14 protein-coding genes are annotated in these 12140 nt (G+C 40.5%); 5 read left to right on the top strand and 9 right to left on the bottom strand.

All coding sequences use genetic code 11. The annotated features are described in order from the left end of the window. Positions 1-287: 287 nt before the first annotated feature. Both ABR189_RS22450 and ABR189_RS22445 read left to right on the top strand, forming a co-directional pair. Positions 288-515: a hypothetical protein gene (locus ABR189_RS22450; RefSeq protein WP_354662729.1), complete on the top strand. Its 228-nt coding sequence runs from the start codon at positions 288-290 to the stop codon at positions 513-515. Between the two features lie 505 nt (positions 516-1020). Next, positions 1021-1236, top strand: a complete 216-nt coding sequence (locus ABR189_RS22445) for a helix-turn-helix transcriptional regulator (RefSeq protein ID WP_354662728.1) — start codon at positions 1021-1023, stop codon at positions 1234-1236. Positions 1237-1847: 611 nt separating this feature from the next. Here the strand turns inward: ABR189_RS22445 and ABR189_RS22440 are convergent. From ABR189_RS22440 to ABR189_RS22430, 3 genes are all read right to left on the bottom strand, one after another. Further along, positions 1848-2219 (bottom strand): hypothetical protein, encoded by a 372-nt coding sequence (locus tag ABR189_RS22440; RefSeq protein ID WP_354662727.1) that lies wholly within the window; start codon positions 2217-2219, stop codon positions 1848-1850. A gap of 1 nt (position 2220) precedes the next feature. After that, a complete protein-coding gene (locus ABR189_RS22435) occupies positions 2221-2631 on the bottom strand; it encodes a LexA family protein (RefSeq protein WP_354662726.1) in 411 nt (136 codons plus the stop codon). Between the two features lie 429 nt (positions 2632-3060). Continuing rightward, complete coding sequence (locus ABR189_RS22430; protein WP_354662725.1) at positions 3061-4017, bottom strand: hypothetical protein; 957 nt, start codon at positions 4015-4017, stop codon at positions 3061-3063. Positions 4018-4559: 542 nt separating this feature from the next. On the opposite strand from ABR189_RS22430, the gene ABR189_RS22425 reads away from it, so the two are divergent. Both ABR189_RS22425 and ABR189_RS22420 read left to right on the top strand, forming a co-directional pair. Further along, the gene (locus ABR189_RS22425; RefSeq protein WP_354662724.1) at positions 4560-4748 is read left to right on the top strand and encodes a type II toxin-antitoxin system HicA family toxin; all 189 of its coding nucleotides are present in this window, start codon (positions 4560-4562) and stop codon (positions 4746-4748) included. Positions 4749-4820: 72 nt separating this feature from the next. Beyond that, complete coding sequence (locus tag ABR189_RS22420) at positions 4821-5201, top strand: hypothetical protein (RefSeq protein ID WP_354662723.1); 381 nt, start codon at positions 4821-4823, stop codon at positions 5199-5201. Positions 5202-5685: 484 nt separating this feature from the next. Here ABR189_RS22420 and ABR189_RS22415 read toward each other — a convergent pair whose 3' ends face one another. Then, a complete protein-coding gene (locus ABR189_RS22415; RefSeq protein WP_354662722.1) occupies positions 5686-6663 on the bottom strand; it encodes a hypothetical protein in 978 nt (325 codons plus the stop codon). Positions 6664-7184: 521 nt separating this feature from the next. After that, positions 7185-7748, bottom strand: a complete 564-nt coding sequence (locus ABR189_RS22410) for an RteC domain-containing protein (RefSeq protein ID WP_354662721.1) — start codon at positions 7746-7748, stop codon at positions 7185-7187. 220 nt (positions 7749-7968) lie between these two features. On the opposite strand from ABR189_RS22410, the gene ABR189_RS22405 reads away from it, so the two are divergent. Beyond that, on the top strand, positions 7969-8400 hold the full coding sequence (locus tag ABR189_RS22405; RefSeq protein ID WP_354662720.1) for a toxin-antitoxin system YwqK family antitoxin: 432 nt from the start codon (positions 7969-7971) through the stop codon (positions 8398-8400). A gap of 7 nt (positions 8401-8407) precedes the next feature. On the opposite strand, the gene ABR189_RS22400 is transcribed toward ABR189_RS22405, so the two are convergent. The 4 genes from ABR189_RS22400 to ABR189_RS22385 form a co-directional block, all read right to left on the bottom strand. Next, entirely contained in the window at positions 8408-8962 is a 555-nt protein-coding gene (locus tag ABR189_RS22400) for an RteC domain-containing protein (RefSeq protein ID WP_354662719.1), read from the bottom strand. A 581-nt stretch (positions 8963-9543) separates the two neighbouring features. Further along, a complete protein-coding gene (locus ABR189_RS22395) occupies positions 9544-10206 on the bottom strand; it encodes an ATP-binding protein (protein ID WP_354662718.1) in 663 nt (220 codons plus the stop codon). Beyond that, positions 10148-11008, bottom strand: a complete 861-nt coding sequence (locus ABR189_RS22390; protein WP_354662717.1) for a hypothetical protein — start codon at positions 11006-11008, stop codon at positions 10148-10150. The genes ABR189_RS22395 and ABR189_RS22390 overlap by 59 nt, the downstream gene beginning before the upstream one ends. Positions 11009-11230: 222 nt before the next feature. Next, a complete protein-coding gene (locus ABR189_RS22385; protein WP_354662716.1) occupies positions 11231-11986 on the bottom strand; it encodes a hypothetical protein in 756 nt (251 codons plus the stop codon). Between the last annotated feature and the right edge of the window lie 154 nt (positions 11987-12140).

The following is a 12140-nucleotide window of genomic DNA, read 5'->3' as shown; positions in this document are numbered from 1 at the left end:
CCATCAAAGTAATGGAGTAATTACATAAAAGTAAATAGTACGGAGTCCTTCAGAAATATAATTTCTATTAGGGTATCAAATTTTTCTTGATTGATTATAGGGCTAAAATTTTTTTCCGCTCAGGGGTCTTTTATTATTACTAAGGTGTATTCTATATATAGCTATTACATCATAATTGGCTATACAGTAAGGACGGTTATTCAAAATGTATAAGTTCAATACATCGATCCCCTCTTGTGAATGCTAATGTATAGTCAATGAACCAATAATCTCGCTAATAAAAATCGATGAAAACGCTTTTAAATTTAAATAGAATGGACAAATACGGCTTTGATACTATAGCCATAAAGGAAATAATCTTTGTTAACATAGTATTAACTGCGGGTGTAATTCTTCGAGCTAAATTTGGAATTGGAACTACATTTTTTAAAACAGAAAAGATCCGCTGTACTTTGGCAAGACCACGGACCTTTTCGTATCAAAAAGATGGCAAAGCCATCATAATTGCATTATGAAACATTACAAAAAAAGAAGGACCAGAAAAAAGAAAACAGGAATTAATCTAACTCAACTAATGTCGTTTCTTATTCTCCTCTTGAAAGTAGCACTTCTAATAATTCCATTATGCATCTCTAATTATTAGCCACTTTCTCTCATTTTGAGCCTGGCATTCTAATGTCAGGCTCTTTTCTATTTATAGTATAACCTTATTACTGGAACAAAAATAGTTATTCTAAAAATCAAGTCGTTAATAATACGTTAATACTATGTTAATCCGTTTCCATTATGACATGGTTAACATCAAGTTAACTATTCCATTCTCTCTTCCCTCCACAATAACCTATAGGTCTCTCTTGCTAAGAAGCAAAAAAACTATTTTACAAATGTTGCTAAATAAATAAAATTAACTAATTATATTCATTAATTAATGAAATTAGTTAATTAAACAATCAAATACATTCATTGATATTGCAAATCAATAATTTATGTATTTCTATATTTGGTCTACTTACGATCCAAATGACAGTAATACATTATAATCGAATAAAAGCGGTGTTAGCCGAAAAGGGAAAATCTAATATAGATCTTGCAAGGGCATTGCAGGTGGCTGAACAAACTGTTTCTCTCTGGTGTACTAATAGACGCCAACCACCAATTGAAAGACTATATGCAATATCCCAAGTGTTAAAGGTGAATATCCGCGATTTACTGGTCCCTACGCATTGGGAAGAATAAAGGAATACAAGAACATACCAGCAATGGTTAATGAAATACCGGGTAAAGAGGGTTTGACAACTGTATAAACCTAATAATTAATCAGGCGCTCCAGGATTGGAACGCCTTTTGTTTTTGTTAAGACTGGAAACTGAACCAAAATGATCTGTAATAACAGGCTACTGCAATTAAAAAAGAACCAGCGGTCCAGGAATGGACGCCGGGATTGGTAATCCAAATTGTCTGCACCGACACGGAAAGGCCGGTACAGCAAATACCTGGCTTTGTGTAATCATCAATATCTCCGCCTGTAGTAAACAGGCGCTGCACTATCCGCACCCTCGTTAAATGCTCGTCGCAGCATATAGCTATATCACATATCGTCATATGCACGCATAGCTATGCCGCGATAATTATTTTCCGTAAAAAAACAATTTGGATTTTAGAAGCCTTGGGGTTAGCTATCAAGCGTTGTATGAGTATCATACCAACGTTGCGCGTATTAAGCTTGATTTGAGGAACACGAATTTGGTACTTTTTTATATCAATACCAAATGAATACACGAAGTTTTTTTATCCAAAATCTCAAAATCCAATACAGCACTATCAAATAGATTTTCATAATTTAAATTTCATAAATACCGGATAGGTTTAAACTGGTACCAGCTATTCCTTTTGGCAAATTCCCGGGTATAAGTTTCCCACTCCCGGTAAGCCGCAATGTATTCCGGTGTCCTGGGCATACGGTTGGGTTCTCTCCGGTGCATCCAACCTTCTATCTCCATCAGGCGCAGGCAATGTGCCCGCAAGGCAGGATCTGTTAGCCCATTGCCCAGGTAAAGCAGGTTGCGCATATCGCCGGGCGCTGCAAGCGGAACGGGATAACCTTGCCGTCTTTCTATCAGGCTAAAATATCCCAGACTGCCGGAAGGGGATTGTACTACTTCCAGATAACAAAAGCGGGCATTCTTCAGTTGAAAAAGATCTCCTAATTCACGCTTCATACTACTCTGCATTATTGATCACTTTCTTCACTACCCCCCATACTTCAAATTCATCATCCGGGCGGATCAGGTAAGGGGTATACGCATGGTTTTCCGGATGCAATACCCATCCGGCATAAGTCTTTACCAGGCGTTTAATAGTAAACTCCTTATTGATCATCCCCACGATGATCTTGTTATGCCCTGCCTTCTCCGACCTGTCTACCGTAATAATAGAGCCATCAAAGATCCTGGCGCCTTCCATACTATCGCCCGAAGCCCGTACCAGAAATACGGCGGCAGAAAGTCCTAATAGTTGTGCAGTGGGAATATCTTCTTCCTGATAGTCCTGGGCGGTGCCTGGCACCCCTACAGGGATGGCATTGTCGTAGAATTTGACATGCAGGGCGGGGTCGGATTCGCTCGTTCTCATAAACTAATATTTTTAGCAAACATAGCTAAGTTTATTAGTAATTTAATAGCAGTCGGCACACATTAACAATCCCAAAATCAGCTATCTATATATAAATCACTGATTATCAAAAAGCAGGAAAGGAAAACGAGGTTACTTCAAAGGAGTCATTTGTTAATGAACATCTTAAAAAAACAGGCACTCTACGAATAGAGCGCCTGGTATCAACCCCCATATGACAATTAAAAAAACAGCCTGTAAGTAATCTCTAATAAAAAAACTCATTGCCCAGGAATGGGCAATGAGTGCCCTAAACCAAAACATAGCATCAGTATACCGGCAGTATGTGATGCAGTTTTGTAACTGTGTGATGCAATAATCCGTATAATAATGATGCGGTACAAAACATCCTGTACTGATACAGCCCTGAAACGCCTTACTATACTGGCACTAAATTTTCTTATTTTTTGCGTCCTTCATCCTTTCCTTTACGTGCTCCTCCATAGCAATAAGCAACCGTAACGCTGCTGTCAGTCCTTTCCGTGTGGGCTGCTCACCATATCGTGATTTAAAACTGGTTGCCTTAAAATCGGTCATGGTAGGAGTGCTAAAATGTCTCGACACAAACCGAAAAAGTGCTTCATAGCAAGGTTCAGCAATCAACCCTCCTTTAATAGCTGCCTTGAAAAGTATCGCCAGCACATCCATTCCCATTAAAGTGTTTATTTTAAATTGCTCATCTGTCAGATCCATCCTGCTTGGTTTATTTACTTCTTTGATCGGTTGATCCGCCAGCTCTGCTGCTCGTGTCCGCAACCAATCCTGCAGTTGATGCTTCAGATCAGGTAATGCCATCTGGTAAATGTATCCTGACCATACCTCCGAGTTCAATAGTTTCTTCTTCATGCCTTTTAACTCTGCCAGCTTATCACTTACATCCGGTATCCTGGCAATGATATTGCTATAGCGAGCTATACAATAGTTATAATAAGCCTCTGTATTCAGGTTCAGTTGTTTCAATGTCTTTTGCAAGGCGCCATGTAAAGCACTGGAAGGATTGGTCATTCTTATTGCATCCAATTCACACAACAGTCTGCCTAAATAAAATACACGCCTGTAAGTAACTTCTTTGGTAATAGGAGCATCAATAAAATCATCAAATAGGGAGCGTATGAGATCGCATAACTGCCGGCATTCCTCCGCAACGCTGCTTAACCATCCTCTGATGGCGCCAAGGGTGGGGGCCATCAATACCAAAGCCCGCTCCTTGTAAAAATCAGAGATCGTCAGGTCTATCCCCCCACTTTTTGAAAAACCATCTATCCTGCCTTCCCTGATGGCTTCATCATTTAATTGGATCAACAAATCCTGGGGCTCCGAAGCTCCATTTGTAGCTTTTTTGTCCATCGGTAATATGATTTTTATTAAAAAATAGCTGAAAGCATTATGCTGCTATCACCTTCCTGTTAAAGTTATCCGGGGGAAAATACTTTTTATAAAGGATGTTATGAGTCGGGTATGGGTATTACCTACAGTAACAAAACTATTTGCGTATCAAAATGACACTATCGATATCATATTTTAGTTTGGGCACACGAATTTGAGTAATTTTTCTTTTACTGCCAAGAAGTTTTTTTCACAGTATATAAGCAACTTGTATGTGGTTATAAAAAAAACTTGCCGAATAAGTAACAATTTTGCTACCTTCAATATAGTTCTTTGATATCTGCTACTTTTCCATGAGCACCAAGGATCGTTTAAAAAATGTTCAGCGTCTGTATTTTCTGCCCGGGATCAGGAAAGACACAAATATTATAAGTAAAAGCTCCGTGCCTTTTACCATACACGTATGTTGACGTAATGTCTTATTTGGTTGGAAATTCGTCATCTACACTCTTTTCTTAAAAATAGGCGTGTCTTAAATCCTACCCTACTTAAAATCATATACCATGACATATATTTTACTCATCAGAATGCTGCAACAGAAAGGTTGGCAGATCAAGAATCAGGAAGACAGTCATGTTCATTTGATTCATGCTTCCATACCTGGCCAGGAACTCATCATTACCAATCCAGGTAATAAAGAGTTTCCTCCAGGTACACTGAAGTCTATTCTGAAACAGGCGGGATTGGAATAATCCTGCCCTGTTTCAAATAGATAATACTACGTATGTATTACCTTTAAATGTGCGTATTAAATCTATTTAGCCATGATGACAACGATTGAGTTAATAATTGAAAAAGCTTACAGAGGCTTCTTTGGGAGGGTCCTCTATAAAAATAATCTCATTGTAGATGAAGCTAGCACTATCCCGAAATTGCAAGCTCAACTGAAAAAACTGCTTAAAACCACACACGGGTTAAAGCCAAACGAAATTGAATTTGATATAAAATATGACCTCACCGTACTTTTTGAAAAATTGAATTATTTAAAGATCTCAACGGTGGCTAATCTGGCAAATATAAATGCCAGCCTGCTCCGTCAATATGTGAGTGGCGTAAAATTCCCGTCTCCCGCCCAGGCTAAAAAAATAGAAGAAGCCATTCATCAAATTGGAGAAGAATTAAAAGGGATCCATATCAATGCATAAAGACGTTTTAAGACACCTTGTTTAATTTATATCTAAACCTGCCAACTACCTGATTCCCGCTCACTACATTCACGGTGCTATTATAATGCAGTAATTTTCTCATCTTCTACATACGCTCACCATCCCGTTTAACCATCCTGATGGTCTTCATCCAAACACTGTCACACACAACATGCTGATCTCATAGTCCAATGCTGTAAATCAGTTGTTCTGACCAATACCAGCTGTTAATACCTGTAAATAAACAAGCGCTCCAGGAATAGAGCGCTCTAAACCTACTTGCTCTGAAATGAAAAACACCATTAATATCAGAAATAAATCCGGCCAGCCTAAGAATAGGCAGCCGGGCAATCTAATTGCAACATGCTTCCTGGCTTTTAGACCAGGGTAGCATATTGATTTTACGAAAGTTGCAATGATCAGCATATTGTATGTTATAGCCAAATGCCATTGTACCAGTACAGTATGCAAACCCTTACTGCTATTAGTCAGAAATGTTATTTTTCTTTTTATTTTCAATTTCGATTTTACGTTTCATACTTCTCAGTATACTCAGCATTCGATATAGGAAATCTTGCACAGCATTAATAATTTTCAGCTTCTGTTTATTAGTATTATACCGCGCAAGAAAAGTATTTGCGTTTAGCGGTTCTCCATTGCTATCGCAAAAATTCCTTTCTATAAACCGGGCAAAAACTCTTAGTATGGGTTTACGAAACAGCCCTGCTTCCACCATTAGCTTAAAGAACAATGCCAACGTTCCAGATGGCATCAAAGGTACTACTCTAAAATTGGCATCTGCTTCCTCTTTGCTGCCTTTCCCATACTTCGGCGTGGAGGCGGGCATATTGCTCAACGCAATTCGTGCCTCAACCCAATCCATTAACTGATACCGGATATCAGGTAATGACTGATGGTAAACAACTCCCTTTTTCAACACAAGGCCCGATAAATGCTCCTGTATAGTTTTTAACGCTGCCAGCTTATCTGCAGCATCAGGAATACCAGCAAGAGTATTTAAATAACGATCCGTACAATAACTATAATACTCCGCTGTATTCAGATTCAACTGCTCGAGCATATTTTGTAAGGAAATATGCAATGCACCTCTGGTACCCGTCATCTTAATAGCTTCCAGCTGTTGCAGCAACTCTCCCAGATAAAACACCCTTCGGTAAGTAACTTCATCAGTAACAGGCCCCGTATAAAAGGTCTCAAATACGTCTACAATAAGCTCCCCCAGTCCCCCACAGTATGCTGCTTCTATATGCAACCATTCTTTTACAATCCCAAACTGTTGCGCCATCAATGCTTTTGCTACTATTCTATAGTCCTCAGAAATGGGTATATCATGCCCGCTGTACATCCCGGCAATCCGGTGCTCTTCTTTTACTGCTTCATCATGTAATAGCTGTGTTACGCCCGTGAATAATGTTGTATCAACAATAACTGAATGATCCATAGTCCCGGCTGAGACTAAAATTGATTGCGCTCGCATTAAGTAGTTGGTTTTAAAAATTAAGGTTTATATATAAAAAACATTAAGCGCACAGTAAACCGTGCCTATTTCGGGGAAACTAATTTTCGTAAAAAGCAATTTAGATTGGTTATAGTGCTATTTTCAAAGGGTTCTTACAAATATGAGAACGATAAACATAGTACCATTTCGTTTCCAGGTATACGAATTTGAGTATTTTTTTCTTTACAGCCAAGTTGACTTTTACGCAAAATGGTTGACTTTTACCAAAGACATTGGAATTTAAATCATTTTTTTAATAATATACCTGCTGTTATCATAAGTACAGCTAAATTTTGTATCAGGGTACTCCATTCCTTTACGGTACAATTAAGCCCGGGGAGAGGTAGAAGCAGTCAAAGAAAATATGCCTTTTCAATTCCCGCATTTCAATGGCACCATTACAATTTCTGCAGGCTACAATTAAACCACATCACGATAACTCCTATTGCTGCTTTCACAATACATCAGGCAGTCATAGATGTTTTGGGCTGGCGGGCCAGATCTCCCCAGTAATCCAGCAACAAATTATAGGCAATGATCTCTGCCAGCTTAAGCGATGCGGCAGTACACAAAGGATAATCCTGTAAAAGCGCGTACTCTTCAGGGATCTTCACTTTGGCTTTGGTACGCAAAAATAACCGGCGGTTGGTGGCAGGCCGATTCTGTCTTACCATCGCACTAAAAGCAACCTGCCGGTTCAGCCTTCCCCGCAATACTCGCATAATCTTCTCTAAAAACAGCCTTTTGTGTGATAGCGGCTCCGTGATAAAATGCTGCTCTATCACTTCCATTTTTATATGAAAAATATATAAGGCATGAAATGGTGGCAATAACTCCTTAAAAAAATGAATCTCTTCTTCCTCATCCTTAAAACCTACAGTAGCAATATATTTTCCCAGCTTCTGAAAACAGGTGCGTGACAAACTCATCTCACTATTGCCCACACCCATTCTCGGACTCCGGTGCCGGTTCACTACTCTTAACTCTTTGAGATATTTGCGATATAGCTGACTTACAAATTTTTGCATAATGGAGGGATTACACTATGCTTCAAAAATAGGGGCTATCATTTCATTTTAAGTTAATACGAGGTTAATGTCTTGTTCATCCCTAAAATAACTTCTTCTTTCACGGGAATGCCATTGGCATTAACCCAACTCCAGAGGGGCAAACAGGACAAATACAAGCCTGTTAACAAGTGGTTAATCCGATTTAGCTTATTTTAGTAAAACAAAAATCAACCATCATATGTTCAGTAAAAAAGGAGTATTTACGTACTGCCTGATACTTACTGCCGGAAGTATCTACGCACAGCATCAGACAGATACTACCTGGTATGATAGTGGAAAGATACGCAGCATCCGGCACATTGGATATTTCAATGGCTGCCAGATGTCCGTGGATACCGACACGCTTTTCTATGAATCCGGTAAAATACAACAAACAGTACAATACGATAACCGAAAAAGCAGGACAGAAAACGGATGCCATGCTACCTGGACCACCATCCATAGCTCCTTCTTCTACCCTAACGGAAAACTGAAATCAGTTTGCTATTATAAAAGCTGCTATGATTGTACCAAATGCGCATGTGGTACCTGGACAGGATACAATGAAAAAGGAAAAGTGGTCAGCGTCAAAAAATTCGGTGACTGCTATGATCAGCTGCCCTGTAACTAGAAGTCTCCTACTTATTCCTCCCATTTAATAACCACTGTATCTCCTTGCGGATATCATTGCGCAACTCGCTATACGCCCGTATTTCTGACAACAGCAATGAACCAGGTGTACATAACCGATGGTCCATCACAGGTGAATACTCATGTAGCCCCTCAATTTCTCCTTTCCTCCGTAAAAAATGTAATTCATCCAGCTCCTCACTCAGTAAAGCATCATACCGCTCCTTCCGCTCCTCTATAAAAAGTGAATAATAATTATCCTGCTCTTTCAGATAATCATACCTACTTCCCGCTGCTTTTGCATAATCCACCGCTATTTTCCTCAACGCAAAGAAATAAATGTACTTACCAAGAAACTTCGGCGAAAGATCCTTGAAAAATTCGATCTCGGCTGCATCATCCTCAAACCCCTCCGTATTAAACAGCTCATACAGCTCTCCAATACATGCTTCCGAAATTTTCAATCCCTCTTGTGCCCAACAACTGTTAATACCTTTCTCCCCGTTCACTGCTCTCAGCGCCACTGTCATTTTATTAACAAGCTTTTTTGACGACTTTATCATTGTGAAGATAATTTTACTGATTCAGATACTAAAAGAGGCAAATCTATAGTATAATTATTAGTATATAGTTAATATTCGGTTAACAAGAAAAATATAACGTATACGTATATACACAAATATATTAACACCCGTAAAATTAGCGCCATGGCTCATTTCACCTATTCATGTTAAACAACGGTTAACAACATATAGCACACTCAAACAAATGCATAAACAAAACACAGGCGCAGTAATAACTTTATATGATTTCACCTTCAAATGCCGCTGATAGAAAAACAGGTGATTAACATTTGATTAATTGATAGGGTATTCATGAGGGCTAAAATAAAAGGCGCCTCAGGAGTGAAGCGCCTCATATTTATCAACCATTAAAATTGTTGCGTCTTTAACGGCAACAAGTACTCCAGGGAGTTGGCATTAAATATGATGAATCCGTTTGGGACGGGGTATTTATGAGTTCTTTCTTAAATTTACTGAAAATTATTAATATCTGTATCCGCCGCCCAAAATATTTGGTAAATATCATATTTATTTAAAATAACCGGTCCCGTCCACAAATAGACCACCGGGCCTCCATTCCATTACATACGTTTATCGGCTGTTCCCCGGTCAAAGGCTACCAGGTTCAGCATTTGCCGCATCCGGCTCAGTATCCGGGCCCCATACCGGGCGGCCAGCTCATCGCTCGTCAGGTTGGTAGTAATATGTGTGAGCATACCATGGTTGATAAAATGGTCGTACCGGTTCAGGAATATTTCCCCCATTACATTGCAGGGCACCCCATAATGCTGCATGATCATTTCCAGACCCAGGTCGTCAAAACAGCAGGCTTCAGGGGTATACGGATAGCCATAGTAACTCCCATGGCCATAATGCTGCACCACCTCAAAACCTTTCCTCGAAAATTCAAAGGCAATTTCCCGGCAGGAATAGATCTTATACGGCTCTTCCGGCTTCACCACGGCTTTCAGCAGCTGCATCATACTGGTTTTTCCTACCCCTACCGGTCCGCATAGCATAATGCCTTTGTGCAAGGCTATCTTGTAATCCGCGGCTACCGCTTCATCTGCCTTCATCCAGGCCAGTAGTTTTATCCACACGGCAGCATCTTCGCTGCGCAAATGAAAATTACTGCCGTAATGGTCTTTCCCTTTTTCTTCCAACTCCTGCCAATAGGTGGCATAATCACAAGGGCTTTGAATAGTCTTTATCTCGGGTGGTATGCAAGTGCTGATCTGCGCCATGTTTTAAAGTATTTATTGCAATCCGCTGCTGGCTGGCACCAGTAAGCATCCATCGCCGCGCGGCGCTCTGCCAGTTTACTACCGCCGCGCCGCTTCTGGTTTTCCAGCCGGTGATGGCATAGTAATCAAAAAAATTGGTGGCCTCCAGCAAGGGATATCCCTGCTGCAAAAAATAGTCTTTTACCTCCTGCACACTGCCAGGAGGCATACAAGCAGTAGCAGGAGAAGAAAAAAAAGAAAAATGATTATTGCCCGTGGGTGGGTGCCCGTTTACACACACACTTTTTAAATCTTTAATTGTTTTTCCTTTTAAAGAGTGTGGTATTTGTACCACCTTGTCGGTAGTATTTATACTACCTATCGGTGGTATATATGCTACCTCATCAGTGGTATTTGTACTACCTACAGGTGGTATATATGCTACCTCATCAGTGGTATTTGTACTACCTACAGGTGCTATATATACTACCTCATCGGGCTTGCCAAATAAAGCAGGTACATTGCTTTTTGGTTCAAAAAGCTCCACCATCCCAATGGTAGCCAACTGTTTCATGCTACAGGAAGGATAATACACAATCATCCCTGCCCGATGTAAACCTTTCAAACATTGATAATACTTTTTTACAGACTTTACCCTGCTGGCCCGCATCAGCACCTCCCGGCTCACTTTAAAAAGTGGTTTGAACTTTTTGTAATTCCAAACGTGAAACAATACATAGTACATACTCAGGTGAAAACAATCCCATTCCGGGTGCAGATGAGCATGCTTTACAAAAGCATTTAAATGCCGCACATAGTTCATAACGTTTTGTGATTTTTTGATAATGAAATGATTAACCAGAAAAGGCTGCAATTAAATGGATAATGCCTATATCATACAAGTGCGTAGGTACCAGTACAACCTGCAAATCCTTACCGGCACTTAGCAGATTTTTTTATTTTACTTACACCTGGCATAAAAAAAAACTGCCCCACAATAATGCGGGGCAGTGCCGTACTTAAAATAAAAAACAACCAGGCAATACTAGCTGCCACTTACCTTTACCAGCGCCATGGCATTAAAGGAAGTATCTTTCAATGGGTAATACAACCCGTTCACTTCCTGTGTAAACACGATGCCAAATGCCAGCAATAGCGGCTGTGTACTCCCTGGTGTAACCGTTACGCTCAGGTCTATCGGCGCAGTTGGCAGGTGATCCAACGGCAGGTTTTCTGCAGCGGCTTCATCCACCACATAATGGTTGCCGTCAAAATCCAGCTCCGCACCACTGGCTATGAGCGTAAAGTGCGTAGCGCCAATAGGGGCACTTACCTTACCCGAAGGCACAAACGCCGGCAGCGATACCTCCATCTGCCCGGTAGCACGGTCTATCGTGGCGATATACGTAACATTGAGCGTTTTGCCCAACAGCGCATTGTCGTTGAACTGGAAGTTCTCCAGCTGTGATAGATCGCCCATGGTTACATTACGCGCCCCACGCAAGCTCACCGGATCACTTTTTACTACCCGCACCATCAGCTTGCCCAGGCGCGATACCAGCAGCTTGTCCTTACTCAATTGCAACCTGCTCTTAAAAGCAGCGCGCACCAACTGTCCGCCCTTGGTGGCACGGCCAAATTCTGTATTGTTTTCACGGGTTCTTTCAAAGGCCGGATCGGTAGCCATACGCTTACCATCTATGCCGCCTTTTTCCCGTATCAGATGACCACTGCGCGATTTATAAAAAGATAATCCGCCCAGCGTACCTTTAATCTTGAGATAACTATTTTGTTTTGCCATTGTTACTTTTTTTTAAACATAATTGAATAAATAAACGGTTGTTTACATAGGCACATACCGCACCGCCTCACCATGGTGGAAAAACCTGCTAACACAAGCGGGCCCTGCATTGCACCGGCAGGTTTTTCTTTTTTCATTCGAATGATGAACCAAT

Origin of the sequence: Chitinophaga sp. H8 (genome assembly GCF_040567655.1) — a bacterium.
Taxonomy (GTDB): Bacteria; Bacteroidota; Bacteroidia; order Chitinophagales; family Chitinophagaceae; genus Chitinophaga; species Chitinophaga defluvii.
This window is presented reverse-complemented; position numbering and strand designations above follow the sequence as displayed.

Bases quoted from the DNA above. Each gene is read 5' to 3' on its own strand.
- ABR189_RS22450 (WP_354662729.1), top strand. From the start codon at position 288: ATGAAAACGCTTTTAAATTTAAATAGAATGGACAAATACGGCTTTGAT.
- ABR189_RS22445 (WP_354662728.1), top strand. From the start codon at position 1,021: ATGACAGTAATACATTATAATCGAATAAAAGCGGTGTTAGCCGAAAAG.
- ABR189_RS22440 (WP_354662727.1), bottom strand. From the start codon at position 2,219: ATGAAGCGTGAATTAGGAGATCTTTTTCAACTGAAGAATGCCCGCTTT.
- ABR189_RS22435 (WP_354662726.1), bottom strand. From the start codon at position 2,631: ATGAGAACGAGCGAATCCGACCCCGCCCTGCATGTCAAATTCTACGAC.
- ABR189_RS22430 (WP_354662725.1), bottom strand. From the start codon at position 4,017: ATGGACAAAAAAGCTACAAATGGAGCTTCGGAGCCCCAGGATTTGTTG.
- ABR189_RS22425 (WP_354662724.1), top strand. From the start codon at position 4,560: ATGACATATATTTTACTCATCAGAATGCTGCAACAGAAAGGTTGGCAG.
- ABR189_RS22420 (WP_354662723.1), top strand. From the start codon at position 4,821: ATGATGACAACGATTGAGTTAATAATTGAAAAAGCTTACAGAGGCTTC.
- ABR189_RS22415 (WP_354662722.1), bottom strand. From the start codon at position 6,663: ATGGATCATTCAGTTATTGTTGATACAACATTATTCACGGGCGTAACA.
- ABR189_RS22410 (WP_354662721.1), bottom strand. From the start codon at position 7,748: ATGCAAAAATTTGTAAGTCAGCTATATCGCAAATATCTCAAAGAGTTA.
- ABR189_RS22405 (WP_354662720.1), top strand. From the start codon at position 7,969: ATGTTCAGTAAAAAAGGAGTATTTACGTACTGCCTGATACTTACTGCC.
- ABR189_RS22400 (WP_354662719.1), bottom strand. From the start codon at position 8,962: ATGATAAAGTCGTCAAAAAAGCTTGTTAATAAAATGACAGTGGCGCTG.
- ABR189_RS22395 (WP_354662718.1), bottom strand. From the start codon at position 10,206: ATGGCGCAGATCAGCACTTGCATACCACCCGAGATAAAGACTATTCAA.
- ABR189_RS22390 (WP_354662717.1), bottom strand. From the start codon at position 11,008: ATGAACTATGTGCGGCATTTAAATGCTTTTGTAAAGCATGCTCATCTG.
- ABR189_RS22385 (WP_354662716.1), bottom strand. From the start codon at position 11,986: ATGGCAAAACAAAATAGTTATCTCAAGATTAAAGGTACGCTGGGCGGA.